The 16,149-nt window shown below is 31.6% G+C and carries 15 protein-coding genes and 1 riboswitch; of the genes, 5 read left to right on the top strand and 10 right to left on the bottom strand.

Features of this window, described 5'->3' with window-relative positions; genetic code table 11:
• Nucleotides 1-52: 52 nt before the first annotated feature.
• From KA830_RS06935 to KA830_RS06925, 3 genes are all read right to left on the bottom strand, one after another.
• Entirely contained in the window at nt 53-712 is a 660-nt protein-coding gene (locus KA830_RS06935; RefSeq protein ID WP_019467854.1) for a potassium channel family protein, read from the bottom strand.
• Between the two features lie 89 nt (nt 713-801).
• Nucleotides 802-1,818, bottom strand: coding sequence for a cytochrome d ubiquinol oxidase subunit II (locus KA830_RS06930; RefSeq protein ID WP_046207932.1), 1,017 nt, complete (start codon nt 1,816-1,818; stop codon nt 802-804).
• Nucleotides 1,818-3,170: a cytochrome ubiquinol oxidase subunit I gene (locus KA830_RS06925; protein ID WP_046207880.1), complete on the bottom strand. Its 1,353-nt coding sequence runs from the start codon at nt 3,168-3,170 to the stop codon at nt 1,818-1,820. Before KA830_RS06925 ends, KA830_RS06930 begins: the two co-directional genes overlap by 1 nt.
• 200 nt (nt 3,171-3,370) lie before the next feature.
• On the opposite strand from KA830_RS06925, the gene KA830_RS06920 reads away from it, so the two are divergent.
• Nucleotides 3,371-3,610, top strand: coding sequence for a glutaredoxin family protein (locus KA830_RS06920; RefSeq protein ID WP_070038015.1), 240 nt, complete (start codon nt 3,371-3,373; stop codon nt 3,608-3,610).
• A gap of 226 nt (nt 3,611-3,836) precedes the next feature.
• Here the strand turns inward: KA830_RS06920 and ptsP are convergent, their stop codons facing one another.
• From ptsP to auxA, 5 genes are all read right to left on the bottom strand, one after another.
• Nucleotides 3,837-5,552 carry a phosphoenolpyruvate--protein phosphotransferase gene (gene ptsP / locus KA830_RS06915; protein WP_070038019.1) on the bottom strand — a complete coding sequence of 572 codons (1,716 nt, stop codon included), beginning with the start codon at nt 5,550-5,552 and terminating at the stop codon, nt 3,837-3,839.
• Between the two features lies 1 nt (nt 5,553).
• The gene (locus KA830_RS06910) at nt 5,554-5,820 is read right to left on the bottom strand and encodes a phosphocarrier protein HPr (RefSeq protein WP_019467646.1); all 267 of its coding nucleotides are present in this window, start codon (nt 5,818-5,820) and stop codon (nt 5,554-5,556) included.
• 165 nt (nt 5,821-5,985) lie between these two features.
• Nucleotides 5,986-6,528: a DUF697 domain-containing protein gene (locus KA830_RS06905; protein WP_046207883.1), complete on the bottom strand. Its 543-nt coding sequence runs from the start codon at nt 6,526-6,528 to the stop codon at nt 5,986-5,988.
• A gap of 58 nt (nt 6,529-6,586) precedes the next feature.
• A complete protein-coding gene (locus KA830_RS06900) occupies nt 6,587-7,756 on the bottom strand; it encodes a class I SAM-dependent rRNA methyltransferase (RefSeq protein ID WP_064209109.1) in 1,170 nt (389 codons plus the stop codon).
• 210 nt (nt 7,757-7,966) lie between these two features.
• Complete coding sequence (gene auxA / locus KA830_RS06895; RefSeq protein ID WP_064209110.1) at nt 7,967-9,268, bottom strand: lipoteichoic acid stability factor AuxA; 1,302 nt, start codon at nt 9,266-9,268, stop codon at nt 7,967-7,969.
• A gap of 237 nt (nt 9,269-9,505) precedes the next feature.
• On the opposite strand from auxA, the gene graF reads away from it, so the two are divergent.
• The 4 genes from graF to KA830_RS06875 all read left to right on the top strand — a co-directional run bounded on the left by graF (nt 9,506) and on the right by KA830_RS06875 (nt 13,194).
• Nucleotides 9,506-9,640, top strand: coding sequence for a glycopeptide resistance-associated protein GraF (gene graF, locus KA830_RS06890; protein ID WP_196296357.1), 135 nt, complete (start codon nt 9,506-9,508; stop codon nt 9,638-9,640).
• A 569-nt stretch (nt 9,641-10,209) separates the two neighbouring features.
• Nucleotides 10,210-10,311: riboswitch (TPP riboswitch) on the top strand.
• Between the two features lie 74 nt (nt 10,312-10,385).
• Nucleotides 10,386-10,961 carry an ECF transporter S component gene (locus KA830_RS06885; protein WP_204180100.1) on the top strand — a complete coding sequence of 192 codons (576 nt, stop codon included), beginning with the start codon at nt 10,386-10,388 and terminating at the stop codon, nt 10,959-10,961.
• Between the two features lie 12 nt (nt 10,962-10,973).
• A complete protein-coding gene (locus tag KA830_RS06880; protein ID WP_204180101.1) occupies nt 10,974-12,395 on the top strand; it encodes an ABC transporter ATP-binding protein in 1,422 nt (473 codons plus the stop codon).
• Nucleotides 12,388-13,194 carry an energy-coupling factor transporter transmembrane component T family protein gene (locus KA830_RS06875; RefSeq protein WP_046207888.1) on the top strand — a complete coding sequence of 269 codons (807 nt, stop codon included), beginning with the start codon at nt 12,388-12,390 and terminating at the stop codon, nt 13,192-13,194. The genes KA830_RS06880 and KA830_RS06875 overlap by 8 nt, the downstream gene beginning before the upstream one ends.
• A 206-nt stretch (nt 13,195-13,400) precedes the next feature.
• Here KA830_RS06875 and purD read toward each other — a convergent pair whose 3' ends face one another.
• Both purD and purH read right to left on the bottom strand, forming a co-directional pair.
• Nucleotides 13,401-14,645, bottom strand: a complete 1,245-nt coding sequence (purD, locus tag KA830_RS06870; RefSeq protein ID WP_046207889.1) for a phosphoribosylamine--glycine ligase — start codon at nt 14,643-14,645, stop codon at nt 13,401-13,403.
• A 22-nt stretch (nt 14,646-14,667) separates the two neighbouring features.
• Nucleotides 14,668-16,146 carry a bifunctional phosphoribosylaminoimidazolecarboxamide formyltransferase/IMP cyclohydrolase gene (purH, locus tag KA830_RS06865; protein WP_046207890.1) on the bottom strand — a complete coding sequence of 493 codons (1,479 nt, stop codon included), beginning with the start codon at nt 16,144-16,146 and terminating at the stop codon, nt 14,668-14,670.
• Nucleotides 16,147-16,149: the final 3 nt, after the last annotated feature.

The raw sequence follows: 16,149 nt of genomic DNA, 5'->3' as shown, positions 1-16,149 counted from the left end.
CATCACTCACTGTTCTGTTCCACCTCTTCTACGTTAGTTCATATATTAATTTTTATCTTACTACCTTTTTTTCAAATCGGTTTAAGTCATTATCATGACCAATCATAATTAAAATATCCCCAATTTCAATATTTATGTTTGGGTCTGGAGATACGATAATGTCTCTACCTCTTTTAATGGCAATAATACTTATACCATATTGCGCTCTAATATCTAATTCTATAATGGTTTGTCCTGCCATTTTTTCACTAACTTTAATTTCTACTATTGAGTGTTCATCTGCTAGTTCTAAATAATCTAAAACACTAGCACTAGCTACATTATGTGCAATTCTCCTACCCATATCTCTTTCAGGATGAACAACGGTATCTGCACCAATTTTATTTAAAATTTTTGCATGATAATCATTTTGAGCTTTTGCCGTTACTTTCTTAACACCTAACTCTTTTAAAATTAAAGTCGTTAACGTACTCGATTGAATATTTTCACCAATTGCAACAATTACGTGATCAAAATTTCTAATGCCTAAACTTTTCATCACAGCTTCGTCAGTTGTGTCAGCAATTACCGCATGTGTGGCAATATCACTATATTCATTCACACGCGCTTCATCCATATCAATCGCCATAACATCCATATCTAAAGCATTTAATTCTCTAACAATGCTACCGCCAAAACGACCTAAACCTATAACCACATATTCTTTATCCATATGCGTCCTCCAAAAATAAGATAATTGAAATATATCAAATATCCGTAGCTTAAACAATAAACATCGCTACTATATTTAAGTATATTCGTCTATTTTTTACCTTCAACATATTTTTTATCAAAAACAAATAATCTCAATAATAATATTAGCGATGGAATTAGTAAAAGTAAACCTAAAATAAATGCGATGATTAAAGCAATAGCCATCCCACTATTCACAACATGTTCATCTATACGAATATATGGATATAAAATGTATGGTAACTTACTTACACCATAACCGAAGAACGCAAAAGCCATTTGTAAAATAACTAAGACAAATGCAAAACCATGCCATTTTTTCATCAATGTGAGTAACATTGTACCAGCAAAACATAAAAAGCTGAGTGCAAACATCCACCAATAATCAAATACCGCTGTATAGAAATGCGTTTCATTTTGCAATCTTAACGATAAGAATACAAATAATGAAATAGCGATCATTGGTGGTCCCCAAAATAAGAACCAGTATCTTAATAAATCATAAGCTGGTTTATCATTCGCTTTAGAAGCATAATAAGTTAAAAATCCAGATGAAATATAAAGTACAGATATGATTGCAAGAAATACAACTGACCATGAATATGGACTTAACAATAATTCAAACCAATTTAAATCTAAATGGTTGCTTGAACCGGTAATATAACCACCCTCAGAAATCGTTAATGTAGTGGCTAATGCAGCTGGTATGAATAATCCTGCTAAACCATAAAGTGCAAGCCATGGTAGTTTTGTGTCTGGTCCATAGTTTTCAAAAGCATAAAAGCCACCTCTTATGGACAACAATATCAACGCAATTGATGCTGGTAAAAGCAACACTGTGCCAAAATACATCGCGGAATCTGGGAAAAACCCAACCATTCCTACGAAGAAGAATACGAAGAAAACATTCGTTACTTCCCAAACCGGATTAAGGTAACGTGCAATCAAATGGTTTATTTTTTTATCTTGTTTTGTCAATTTAGCATGTAACGTAAAGAAACCAGCACCAAAATCAATTGATGCAACAATAATATAACAAAATAAGAATATCCATAGTACTGTGATACCTATATATGCGAATATCATCATGCATCACCTCTTTCCGATGAAGTTACTTCAAATTCTTTATATGCTGGTTTATTTTTAAACATCCTTATTAGTACATAAGAAGAAGTAACAATCAATATTAAATATAATATACCAAATAATATTGTTACGAACGTTAAACCACCTGCTTGAGTGGCAGCTTCAGCCACTTTTAGATAACCACGCACAATCCAAGGTTGACGACCTTGTTCCGTTAAGAACCAACCAAATTCTATTGCCAACATCGCTGCAGGTCCAGTTAATAAAGCGCCATATAGCATTGGTTTGGAATAAGTGAATTTTCGTAATTTTTTAAAGCATAATGTTAGTACAAAAGCAGCTGAAACAATTAAACAGAACACGCCCATCGACACCATTAAGTCGAAATAATAATGGACAATCATCGGTGGATGTAGTTCTTTTGGAAATTCATCCAAGCCTTTCACCTTAGTATTAACATTATTATCAGCCAAGAAGCTAAGTAGACTCGGAATTTTAATTGCACCAGTTACTTCTTGTGTTTCTTCATTTAAAGAACCAAAAAGCACTAAATCAGCATTGGATTCCGTATCAAAATGCCATTCATACGCAGCTAATTTTTCTGGTTGTTCTTGATGTAAAAATTTTGCAGATAAATCTCCTGCCAACATAGAACCTAACGTAAAGACAACGCCAAGTATCATTGTTAATTTTAAAGCTTTTTTATGATATTCTGCATCTTTTTTAAACTTATTTTTCACTAATTTGAATGCAGCAATGGCAGCTAGTACAAAAGCCATCGTCATAAAAGCAGTCGTTACAACGTGAAAAGATCTTATTAAAAATGAGTCGTTAAACATTGCCACCCAAGGTTCAACATTTATCATTTTACCATTTTTAATTTCAAAACCAGCCGGTGTATTCATAAATGAATTAACCGCTGTAATAAAGAAGGCAGAGAAAGAACCTCCAATAATCACTGGTATACTAATTAAAAAATGCGTCCATTTACCCTTAAATCTATCCCAAGTATATAAGTATATACTTAAGAAAATCGCTTCAAAGAAAAACGCAAATGTTTCCATAAATAATGGTAATGCGATCACATGACCACCCATTTGCATAAATGTTGGCCATAGTAATGACAGTTGTAAACCTATAATCGTACCTGTTACAACCCCCACTGCCACAGTAATCGTATAACCTTTAGACCATCTTTTGGCTAACGTTATATAATGGGAATCATTTTTTTTAATCCCTAAAAACTCAGCAACTGCAAACATCAACGGCACACCTACACCTATTGTTGCAAATATGATATGCACTGCAAGTGTCATTGCAGTTAGAAAACGAGCTAATTCAACTGAATCCATAATATCACCTTTTTAATTTATTTGTGACAAAAATCACAACGTCCATTCATTATAAACCCAATGGCTATGTTTTAAAATTAGTTAAACTCAGAATTAAGTGACAAATTAATGACCAATTACATGTAATTTTATAGCTTGAATTATAATTAAAAGTCACTTACTATTAAAGAAAATGACTTTGTAGAAAGGATTGATGCTGAATGACTGATATCATCATTTACACACAAAATGATTGTCCTCCTTGCACCTTTATAAAAAACTATTTAACTGATAAAGGTTTTAAATATATAGAAAAAAACATTGCTAATCAGCAATATCGAAATGAAATGATTGATTATGATGCATTTGCAACACCCTTTATATTATTGAATGGTGAACCAATGTACCAAGTTGATATGGATAAAATTAACCACGTTTTAAATATTGAAACAACGCATTAAATTTTACAACTCTATAAAATAACCTAAATCAACTAGGCTAATAAGGCAATTTATCACTTTAGTTGTTTTAACTAACCATAACCTAATTTCAGCTATATTAAACAAAATGAACAAGTAGATAGATGCTCCTTATCCACTGTTATATGTATATCTGCTTAGTATTAAAATAAATCGCAATATAACTAAAAAACTGGTAATCCATTATATAATGAATTACCAGCTTTTTTTATTTCGTATAATTACTTACTAAATCTTGTACTTCTTCAGAAGTAGCACAGTTAATCGCTTTTTGCGCTAACTCTTCCATCTCATTTTTACTTAATCCTTTAATTTGACGACGTGCTTTAAGAATTGATGTAGCACTCATAGAGAATTCGTCTAATCCTAGGCCCAATAGTAATGGAATAGCAATTTCATCTCCGGCCATTTCTCCACACATTCCAGTCCATTTGCCTTCTTTATGAGAAGCATCAATCACTTGTTGCACTAAACGTAAAATTGCTGGATTGTATGGTTGATACAAGTAAGATACTCGCTCTGACATACGATCCGCGGCCATTGTATATTGAATTAAATCGTTCGTTCCGATGCTGAAGAAATCTACTTCTTTAGCAAAAACATCTGCTAATGCTGCAGTTGAAGGAATTTCTACCATGATACCAACTTCTATATCATCAGATACTTCAATACCTTCATTTGTTAAATTTTCTTTTTCCTCTAATAACAATGCTTTCGCATCACGGAATTCTTTAATTGTCGCTACCATTGGGAACATAATATTTAATTTCCCATAAGCTGACGCACGTAATAAAGCACGCAATTGCGGTCTGAAAATGTCAGGTTGATCTAAACATAAACGAATCGCACGGTATCCTAAGAATGGATTCATTTCTTCTGGTAAATTTAAATATGGGAGTTCCTTATCTCCACCAATATCTAAAGTACGAACAACAACGCGTTTATCTTCCATTGTTTCAAGTACTTTTTTATAAGCTTCAAATTGTTCATCTTCAGTCGGCATTTCGTCTCTACCCATATATAAAAATTCGGTACGATATAATCCGACACCTTCAGCGCCATTTTCAATTACACCTTTCAAATCATTTGGTGTACCGATATTAGCAGCGAGTTCAGCATGAGCACCATCAACAGTTGTTGTTTCTTCATCGCGTAATTTTTGAAGTTCCTTTTTATCTTCAAAGAAACGTTCACGCTTGTTTTGATATGCAATGACTTCGTCTTCTGTAGGATCAATAATCACTTCGCCAGTTAAACCATCAACAATAATCATATCACCTTGTTTAACTTCTTGCGTTATTGATTTCGTTCCTACTACTGCAGCAATTTCAAGTGAGCGACTCATAATTGCTGAGTGAGAAGTTCTACCTCCAATATTTGTAACAAAACCTTGTACAAATTCCTTGTTTAATTGAGCAGTATCAGAAGGTGTTAAATCATTACCTATAATAACAACGCTTTCATCAATCATACTAGGATTTGGTAATTCCACACCCAATATATGTGCTAAAACGCGTTTTGACACATCACGAATATCTGCAGCGCGCTCTTTCATGTATTCATTATCCATCGCTTCAAAAATAGTAATGAATTGTCCAGTTACATCAGAAAGCGCAGTTGGTGCGTTAACTTGTTCATTTTTTATTTTATCTTCAATCGGTTGAATTAACTCTGGATCATCTAAGACTAGTAAATGTGCATCAAAAATAGCGGCTTTATCAGCACCAAGATTTTTTTCAGCATTATTTCTAATTTTTGTTAATTCAACTTTAGATGTTTCAATAGCATTTTGAAACTTAGCAATTTCTGCGTCGACATCTCGAATCTTCTCACTATCGTATGAAAGATCAGGTTCAACTAATAAATATGCTTTAGCAATTGCTACACCATCTGAAGCAGCAATGCCATTAATGTAATTAGACATATTATTTAGTTAATCCTTCTTTAGATAAGATATCAGTAATCGCTTCCATTGCATCTGTTTCATCGCTACCATCAGCATAGATTGTAATTTCAGCATCTTTACCTACACCTAAACTCATAACACCCATGATTGATTTCAAGTTAACTTTTTTACCGTTATATTCTAATTGAATATCTGAATCAAATTTTGATGCAGTTTGAACAAGCATTGTAGCTGGACGTGCATGAATACCTGTTTCGTCAATAATTACATATGATTTTTGTTCCATAATATGATGTCTCCTTCGTATAGTTAGAATCGTTAGTTTATTATAAAACCTAGCATAGTTTTATATAATAACATTACCAAATTATACATATAAATTCAATTCGTTGCACCCATGATATGACAATATTCAATGAATATTGTTACTTTTTATGAAAACGCTCCACCATTACATTAAAGATTTAACAACCTTTTCACATTTTTCAATATGATCATCACCGATTTTTTTCATAAAGTAATAACTGATTGAAGCCGAAATAGCTTGCCCTACAAGTGGGAACCATTTTGTTTGTTTAGCAGCCATACGTTTTGCAACATCTCTAATAACGACTTTTAATATGGCATTAGATACTTTTCTACCTATAAATTGACTACCCTGTATTGCAGCAGCTGTAAAAATACGTTCTTTTACATCTTCTCTCATTGAATTTACTTGTTTGTGATCTAAACCATAGATTTTATTAACGTCTTCTATAATATCTCTCATTAGCTTGATATCGACACCAAAGTCAAGGCCTGGTATTGGTACAATACTAACACTTGAAGATAACATTGATTTTTTTCTCACTATAGCTTGAGCGCGTTGACGACGTTCATCTAATTCTATGTTAGTCGTTGGTATATCGCTTTTATTTTTTATATCTTCAATATTTAAAACTTTATTTCCGACTTTCTGTGTTACATTATTAGTTATTTTATTTTTAAAACTCATGATATTCACTCCTTGGTAAAATCTTGTACTGTAAAAATATTACCCTCTTTCACAGAAATTACTGTATATTTACAAAAATAGCCTTCAAATATTTTGATGGTTTATAGTGTGGATGTGTTTTAAAATCTTTTGGTAATCCCATTACCTCTGATAGTTCAAAATCAACTTCTGCATTATTCAATGTATCTTTAATCATTTTTTTAAATGCTTTTAATGAAAATGTACTATTATTCGTACACAATAATAAAGTCCCATTTGGCGAAAGTACTTCCAAAGCACCTAGTATTAATTTATCGTAATCTTTCAATACTGAAAATGTTTTTTTCTTATTTCTTGCAAAACTAGGTGGATCAATAACGATTGTGTCATAAAGTAAATCATGACGGCGCGCGTAATTAAAATAATCAAAGGTATCCATTACAAATATATATTGTGTCTTTGGATCAATTGCATTTAAGCCAAAATTTTCTTCTGTTAATGTGCGTGATCTGTTAGCTAAATCAACGCTAGTAGTGACTTTGGCCTTTTCTGCTGAGACAACTGAAAAAGCACCAGTATAACTAAACACATTTAACAAATACCTATCCTCAGCAAAATGATCTCTTAATTTCTTTCGTACTTCTTTTTGATCCAAGAAAATACCTGTCATAGGGCCATCATTTAAATCCACATTATAAAATGTGAAATTTTCTTCGATTATAATAGGAAATTCTGGTGCTTCCCCATCAACAAACCCTCCAGCTATTTGAGCATCTTTAAATCTCATTTTTTCAAACACAGATTTGTATTCTAAGGTATTTTTTAATGCATTTAAAATTTGATAACGGTATTTATAAATACCTTTAGAATACCATTGTATTAAAAAGTGTCCGTTATAATTATCAATAGTTAGACCACCTACACCATCACCTTCACCATTAAATATTCTAAAAGCATTAGTACCTTCAATATTATAAAAATACGCTCTTTCTTGTATTGCGATTTCAAAAAGTCTCTCAAAAAATTGAGTATTAATCACTTCATTTTCATCATAGCTCAATACCCATCCAAGTCCTTTATGTTGCCTTCCGACGTACGCAGTTGCAATATAGGTTTGTTCATCATTTACTAACGAGAATAAATCGCCCTCTTTTAAATGGTCATGCGCATACACGTCATCATCATCGATTAATGGATATCCATTTAGATATTTCGTTTCTTTACCTTTATTTAATACGGCAGTTTTCATAATTATATGTCAGCCTTTCTTCTAATTTTATAATTTATGCTTTCTTATTCTATCATCTCAAGAAATATCGTAACATCATTTATCTATAATTGAATGATTTCTCAATTCAAACATTATATTATTGTTTTAAATCTTTTGTGTTATTTCAAACATGAATCAAAAAGGACTGGCATTTAGCTATAGCCAGTCCTTTAAAAATTTATTTACTTGTTAATCTTTTGAAGGTTCACGCAATTTAATAATAAATGATACAATTACTGCGATTAACATCACAAACAATATTGGCGTAATGAAAATTGACAATAGTAGGCCATGAACCATAATATTCATAAATTCTGTTAACAATTTGAAAAATAATATACTAACCATAAACAACTGCAGATAATAGAATTTATCTCTCAAGAAGTTCGTTAATGTCGTTAATATATAAGCAATAATAATCAGCATTAGTAATAATAAGGTAATCCATTCAATCACATATTGTGTTTGAGAAATTTCCCAATTACCTGAAACAAATAAAGCATTTCTATTATTAAATTCTATAATTGTAAAGAATAATAATACAACACCACAAAATATTTCTACATAAGCTGATTTAACCCATTTTGGAATTTTCATCCAATTTGGAATATCATCCTCTTGTATATCAATAATATTCTTCCATTTTTCGATAAATTTGTCTTTTTTATCTCTTAATTTTTGAATATCAACACTTCTACGTGTTTTCCGAGTAAACTCAGTTGTCTTATCTTGTAAACTTTTCAAATGCTCTTTCGTTTGGTTTGTAACTGTACCTTTGCTTGTTCTAGATAATTCAGGTTCTTCTTCACCTAATTCTTGTTTTGTTAAAGGAAGTGCCCTTCTTAAAAACAAGAAATTCCAAATTGACATTTGACCTAGTAACCACATTATTAAAAAGAATGTATTTACACTCAAAATATCAATAGGGATAATTTCGTCGCTATCTATTCTTCCATATAATACGATTTGCGTAATTAAATAACTTATCCCATAACTGAAAATAATTAATAAATAATGATATTTTCTGTGATCTGGATTTAGTTCATCTTTATATACAATATACCCAATATGAACTACAAATGGGATAATAAAAATGATAGCAAAGAAGCTATAAACTTGTGTCATTAAAATAAGTGTTATAATGAAGAACAGTATACCTATCACTAAGAAGAAGATTGAAACATCATAATCATATCTTGTTGTTCTTAATAGCGTGAATCCGAGTAAGATGACTGCAATACCAAATAAAATAATTAATACTGCACTTATAACAGGGAAATTCCCTATATAATTACTCATGACTCTTATGATTTCTGCAAAAAATGCATTTATAAAATCCCAAACATTATGAATATGTAATTCAATTTTACCTTTATCCTTTAAGTCATGGACCATAGATAAATTTATTAAAATGATGAGACCTGTGAAGAGCGAAACGATGCCTATTATATAACTATATAATATCTCAGCGTGTTTCTTTAAAAAAGACATACCATTCACCTCAAAGTTATTATATATTAACATTTAGTTCTTGTCTTTAATAAATCAATAAATAAGTCTATAGTATGATAGAAAATAGTTGTACAGTCAAGTTTCCACCAAACATAATCGATTAAACAAATATTTCAAATTTAACGTAATATACAGTTAGATCTTTGTGGTTTAGTTTCCAAATAAAGTGGTATATTGAAAACATAAGTCATTTGAATATTGAAGGAGTGTTTAACTATGAGTAAAGAAGAATTAAATAAAAAAGCAGCTGAAAAAGCAAAAGAAGCTGAAGATAAATTGAAAGATAAAAAAGAATCTGCTGAAGATAGTACTGAAGAAACGAAAAAAAATATTCAAGATACTTTAGATTAAACTAAATATGCTTGATTTCTATATGAACATTACAATTTAAATTAAAAGAGAACAATAGCATTTAATTTTTGTTCATTCTATCAAGGTTAATATTAAAAAATCTGAAACATCAATCTCATAATTAGTCTAAAGGACTAAAACCACTTTTACATGGTTTTAGTCCTTTATTTAATATCATGTCATTTGATTTTCATACTTCTTACTCAAAATATGATTCGAGACTATACTCTGACACACATATGAATAAATGGATGAAGCACACAACAACATCTTAACAATGATATATTTGGACAATAATTAAAAACACTTTCTTATAAATTACACTACATCATGTATTTATTGTGATATGTAACTGAACTTGACAATTCCCTTTTTCATTAAAAACGATGAATTAAACAAACTTAAATTAACAAAACCACACTGCTACATCACCCAATCCACTATACAAAAAGTCTTTATTTAACCTTATGTTATGTGCTGTGATTGAAGTCATAAATATCAAATTCAACGTTAATACACCTTGACATAACTAATTAAAAGTCATACATTATAGTTAAAATTAAATTTAATATTCGCACTAGGGGTGTTTAGTGACTGAGATGAGGTATACCCTCAAACCCTTTGAACCTGATCTAGATTAAACTAGCGTAGGAAAGTGTATCGTGATATGTTTTTCGGTATCCGTATGCCTATATTTAACGCGCAACTTCTAGATGGTTGTGCGTTTTTTATTGGAGGAGAATTTATGTCAAAAGGTTTAAAACTATCAGAAATTTTAGTAACCGTACTTATAGCTGTTGTGTTTGCTATCGTCTATAATATTTGGACTTTAGTATATAAGGCAGTGCAAGTTTCTGGTCTTCATATTGAAGAACTAACATATGGTGCATGGTTTATGGCTGCGATTGTTGCATATTTGATTATACCAAAAGCTGGTATTGCGATTTTAGCTGAATTTGCTGCTGGTGCAGGTGAAACAATTGTCATGGGAAGATTTGATATTCCAACAATGGTCTATGCATTACTTCAAGGATTAGCATGTGAGATTATTTTCGCTATTTTCAGATATAAATCACGTTCAGCAATAGTAGCTATGTTAGCAGGATTTTTAGCATCTGTTGCGACACTTCCTCTTGATTTTGCTTATGGTTATTTAGGAGAAATTGCAGGATGGAACTTAACACTTTATATCGTATTTAGATTGATTAGCGGTATTGTTGTGGCTGGATTGTTGTCCTATTATATTGTGAAAATATTAGATCAAACTGGCGTAACCAAATTATTCAGACCTGCAACACAAAAAGATTATGACAATTTATAAGGAGCATAAAAGTTGATAGTCACTGAAAATCTACGTCTTAAATATCCAAATGGACAAAAGAAAATATTCGACAATTTATCACTTGAAATTAAAGATAAAGAGAAGGTGCTTATACTTGGTCCCTCTGGTTCAGGTAAAAGCACGTTATTGAATGTTTTAAGTGGTATCGTACCAAATCTCATTGAATTGCCAATGAAATACGATAAATTAGAGATTGATCAAGATTGTGGTGTTATTTTTCAAGAACCTGATAGCCAATTCTGTATGCCAAAGGTATATGAGGAACTCGCCTTTGTCCTTGAAAATTTACAAACGCCACGACATAAAATGGATGCATTGATTGAATCAGCACTCGAGTCTGTTGATTTAAACGTCAATAAAGACCAATATATCAATAATTTAAGTGGCGGTATGAAACAAAAATTAGCAATTGCAGAAACATTATTACAACAAGCTAATACTTTATTTCTAGATGAACCAACCGCGATGCTAGATGTAACATCAACAGAAGAATTATGGAATAAGATTAAAGCGTTATGGCAAAATCAAACTGTGATTATAGTTGAACATAAAGTAGAACATATATGGCAGCATATCGATCGTGTAATATTATTAAACTATGATGGTGTTATTATTGGTGATGCCTCACCAGCTGACATATTAAACAACTATGAACACCTTTTATCCGAATATGGCGTTTGGCATCCAAAAGCTTGGGATGAAGCACCTTTACCTATAGATTTACAGCAATCTAATATTCAATATGCCAATGAGCATCTATTTCTTTTTGAACAAGGCACTATAAAAAGAAGTAAAAAGACACTTATCGATATACCAAAACTTAATATCACTAGTGGCGAATGGATTACAATCACCGGTACAAATGGCTCAGGCAAGACTTCTTTATTAGAATCGATGATGCAACTTATTAAATATGAAGGCACAATGTCTTTTGATGGCAAAAAGCTTACTAAAATCAAAGAAGCTGCTAAAAATATGTATCTTGTATATCAAAATCCTGAAATTCAATTTATTGCGAATTCAGTTTACAAAGAAATTTTTATACAAAACAAAGCTAATTATCCTTCTATATCAGAAGCTGAAGAAAAAACAATTCAAATGCTTAAAATGTTAAATTTAGAAGATGTTCAATCACAACACCCTTATGAACTGTCAATCGGGCAGAAACGTAGACTGAGTGTAGCTATAGCTTTAAGCTCTACATCAGAATATATTTTATTAGATGAGCCAACATTCGGTTTAGATAGTCATAATACATTTAATTTAATTAAATTATTCCAACAACGCGTTAGAGATGGCCAAACAATTATTATGGTTACACATGATCCTGAAATTATCGCACGCTATCCAACACGTAAATTGTGTGTAAGTCAAAAACAAATTCTAGAGATAGCAGGTGAGCATCATGTTTGAAATGTGGAAAAAACACTACTCTTTCATGGATGATGTGAATATCATTACAAAGTTAGCATTAGCTGTTTTTTTGTTTTTCTTTGTTATATTTGTACATCAATTCGATTTTATGATTTATATTTGTCTATTGATGTTCCTGTTTTTATTAATGTTCAATGGTATAAAATTTAAAATAACATTTGCTTTTATTTTCTTTACTATAACTTTCAGCCTAATTTCAGCTTTATTCATGATTTTTTATGGTGAAGGCACTCATATATTATTTAAATTAGGATTTATTCAAATTAGTACTGAAAGTTTAGTTAGAGGGCTGCATTTAGCATTACGTACAACAACTGTTTCATTTTTCGGTATTTTAATTGCTTTCACTTCTGAAATTGTAATGGTCTTTTACAGCCTAATGCAACATTTAAAAGTTAAGCCTAAAGTTGCTTATGCTTTTATGGCTGCTATAAGAATGGTGCCATTAATGATTAGCACTTTAGTTCAACTTAGAAAGTCTTTAAAAATGAGATATCAAATTATCTCTCAACAAAATTACAATTTATTTAGTAGAATCAAACATCTTATGATTCCACTTTTAAGCCAAAACATTAGAAAAGCACATCAACTTGCTGTTGCAATGGAGAAAAAAGGTTTTAAAGATGGTCCGCGCACCTACTATTATCATACACCTTTCTCGTATAAAGACTTTCTATTAATCATCGTTTTTATCATCATTTTGGTTGTTGCTTATTTCTTAGCACTTCACTTACCGATTACAGGTATAAACGATGTTCGTATAAAAAATATATATTAACGATTACCTTATTTTATCCAAAATTCATTACTATCCAATTAAGAAAAGATAAGACAAAAACTAAACCACTTTGTCTTATCTTTTTATATGTCAATTTACATAGATTGATCTGTGAACACATAGCTTTTAACGATATACAGTTTCAAAATTTAAAAAGTCGTAATTTCTATACACTTCTAAATAGAAATTACGACTTTTTTTAATATTTATAAATGTTTTATTGCTTTATTACTAATATCTTTTCGATAAAATAGTCCATCGCTTTGAATTTTTTCTGCAGCTTTATAGGCATTTGCTTTAGCACTAGTAATATCATGACCTTCTCCTAATGCTAAGATGACACGACCACCATTGGTGACAAATTTATCCTTATCTCTTTTCAAACCACTGACAAAATAATTACCATTTAAATCAAAACCTGAAACAGTCTTACCTTTTTCGTAATTTCCAGGGTACCCTTTAGAAGCAAGCATTACACCAACGACAGACGAATCTTTCCATTTAAATGCTATTTTCTTTTTAGCCTCTAAATCTAAGATATGTTGCATTAAATCACTTTCCAATCTCGTTAGTAATACTTGTGCTTCAGGGTCGCCAAATCTAGCATTAAATTCTATTACTTTCGGACCATCTGCTGTTAAAATCACACCAATATAAAGGACGCCAAAAAATTCATAACCTTCTTTATACATTGCTTGAGCTATAGGTTGTGCAATGATTTCATTCGTGAGGTTAAGTACTTCCTTATCTATATGAGGTACAGGACAATACGCCCCCATACCACCTGTGTTAGGCCCTTTATCGTCATCATATGCACGTTTATGATCTTGCGCAATACAATCAAATGGCACGGCATAATCACCATTTACAAATGTCATCAATGAGAATTCTTCACCTTCTAAAAATTGCTCAAAGACAACTGTACCAAGCTCTTGTGGATACAATGAATGAACCGCTGCTTCAGCTTCACCATAATTCTCAGCTATAATTACACCTTTACCAGCTGCCAAACCATCTTTCTTTAATACGATAGGATACTGGCATGTTTCAATATAATTTAGTGCATCAGATTTGTTTGATATTTCTTTATATTCTGCAGTAGGAATATGATATTTCTGCATTAACTGCTTTGCGAATAATTTTGATCCCTCAATCTGAGCCGCTGCTTGGTTTGGCCCAAACACTTTAATTTGTTTTGCGTTTAATTTATCTGCTAAACCTTCTGTAAGTGGTTGTTCAGGGCCAATAATCACCCACGAAATATCATGCTCAACAGCAAATTCAACAATCTGAGTGTGGTCCGTTTCCGCTATTTCACAATGTACATCTGCAATGTCTGACATTGCGTCATTCCCTGGAATTGCAAAAATTTCATTTACGAGTGAAGATTGTTTTAACTTGTGTGCTAAAATATGTTCTCTTCCGCCTGTGCCAATGACTAGTACTTTCATAAATAATTTTGCCTCCAATATTTTAATGTTTAAAGTGTCTAACGCCAGTCGTTACCATTGCAATGCCATATTTATTAGCCATATCTATTGAATCTTGATCTTTAATTGAACCCCCTGGTTGAATGATCGCTTTAATACCATGTTGCGCAGCTAGTTCTACCGTATCATCCATCGGGAAGAAACCATCTGATACCATTACGACATTATCATTAATTTCAATCGCACGTTCTATTGCAATTTGTGCTGATCCTACCCGATTCATTTGACCGGCACCAATACCGACTGTTTGTTTATCGTTACATAGGATAATCGCATTACTTTTAACAGAGGCAACCACTTTCCAACCAAGCAACATTGCATCCCATTGAGTTTCTGTAGGTGCATTTTCTGTAACGACTTTTAAATCATCACGTTTGATTAATACATTGTCTTTATCTTGTATTAAATATCCACCTGAAACAGATACTATTTCTTGCTCATTATTATCAATTGTCATATCAATTTCTAATAATCTAATATTTTTCTTTTTATTTAAAATCGCTAACGCTTCATCGGAAAATTTCGGTGCAATAATCACTTCCAAGAATATGCTGTGCAACGTTTCAGCCAAAGTAGCATCAACGGTTCTATTTAAAGCAACGATACCTCCAAAAATGGATTGGCTATCCGCTTCAAATGCACGCTGATAAGCTTCATAAATATTTGTTCCAATACCTACACCACAAGGATTCATATGTTTAACTGCAACTGCAGCAGGTGTTTCAAATTGCTTAACTAAAGATAACGCCGCATCTGCATCTTTAATGTTGTTATAACTCAATTGCTTACCATGCAACTGTTTCGCGCCACCTAACGTATGATTGGCATCAGATGTTCTTACAAATGATGCTTGTTGTTGTGGATTTTCACCATATCTTAAACTTTCTTTATTTTCTTTAAAGAAATCAACAATTGCATTATCATATTGATTCGTATGTTCAAATACTTTAATCATCAATGATTTTCTATAAGATTCATCTAATTGATTTGATTTTAGTTTTTCAATCACTTCATTATAATCTGATGGATGAACAATAGTAGTAACGTGTTTAAAGTTTTTAGCTGCTGCACGTAACATAGTAGGCCCACCAATATCTATATTTTCAATCGCGTCATTTTCTGTAACATCTGGATTGGCAACAGTCTCCTTGAATGGATATAGATTTACAACAACCATGTCTATTAAATCAATTTGCTGTTCTTTTAATTGTTCTAAATGTTCTGGTTTATTACGATCAGCTAAAATACCACCATGAACGGCTGGATGTAATGTCTTGACTCTCCCATCCATAATTTCGTCAAAATGTGTAAGTTCTGATATAGATTTAACTGCAATATTTTCATCGACTAACGTTCGCATCGTACCACCAGTCGAATATAACTCATAACCTAACTGTTGGAGTGATTGTGCAAAAGGGACAATGCCTGTTTTATTAGATACGCTTAAAATTGCCTTTTTCATGTT

It is taken from the genome of Staphylococcus sp. GDY8P119P (genome assembly GCF_017892075.1).
GTDB lineage: Bacteria > Bacillota > Bacilli > Staphylococcales > Staphylococcaceae > Staphylococcus > Staphylococcus ureilyticus.
The sequence above is the reverse complement of the archived record's forward strand: the minus strand, read 5'-3'. Positions and strand labels throughout refer to the sequence as shown.

Excerpts from the sequence above, each read along its gene's own strand:
- graF (WP_196296357.1), top strand. The coding sequence starts at position 9,506 with ATGAGTAAAGAAGAATTAAATAAAAAAGCAGCTGAAAAAGCAAAAGAA.
- KA830_RS06885 (WP_204180100.1), top strand. The coding sequence starts at position 10,386 with ATGTCAAAAGGTTTAAAACTATCAGAAATTTTAGTAACCGTACTTATA.
- KA830_RS06925 (WP_046207880.1), bottom strand. The coding sequence starts at position 3,170 with ATGGATTCAGTTGAATTAGCTCGTTTTCTAACTGCAATGACACTTGCA.
- KA830_RS06905 (WP_046207883.1), bottom strand. The coding sequence starts at position 6,528 with ATGAGTTTTAAAAATAAAATAACTAATAATGTAACACAGAAAGTCGGA.
- KA830_RS06920 (WP_070038015.1), top strand. The coding sequence starts at position 3,371 with ATGACTGATATCATCATTTACACACAAAATGATTGTCCTCCTTGCACC.
- auxA (WP_064209110.1), bottom strand. The coding sequence starts at position 9,268 with ATGTCTTTTTTAAAGAAACACGCTGAGATATTATATAGTTATATAATA.
- ptsP (WP_070038019.1), bottom strand. The coding sequence starts at position 5,552 with ATGTCTAATTACATTAATGGCATTGCTGCTTCAGATGGTGTAGCAATT.
- KA830_RS06935 (WP_019467854.1), bottom strand. The coding sequence starts at position 712 with ATGGATAAAGAATATGTGGTTATAGGTTTAGGTCGTTTTGGCGGTAGC.
- purH (WP_046207890.1), bottom strand. The coding sequence starts at position 16,146 with ATGAAAAAGGCAATTTTAAGCGTATCTAATAAAACAGGCATTGTCCCT.
- KA830_RS06875 (WP_046207888.1), top strand. The coding sequence starts at position 12,388 with ATGTTTGAAATGTGGAAAAAACACTACTCTTTCATGGATGATGTGAAT.
- KA830_RS06930 (WP_046207932.1), bottom strand. The coding sequence starts at position 1,818 with ATGATATTCGCATATATAGGTATCACAGTACTATGGATATTCTTATTT.
- purD (WP_046207889.1), bottom strand. The coding sequence starts at position 14,645 with ATGAAAGTACTAGTCATTGGCACAGGCGGAAGAGAACATATTTTAGCA.
- KA830_RS06910 (WP_019467646.1), bottom strand. The coding sequence starts at position 5,820 with ATGGAACAAAAATCATATGTAATTATTGACGAAACAGGTATTCATGCA.
- KA830_RS06900 (WP_064209109.1), bottom strand. The coding sequence starts at position 7,756 with ATGAAAACTGCCGTATTAAATAAAGGTAAAGAAACGAAATATCTAAAT.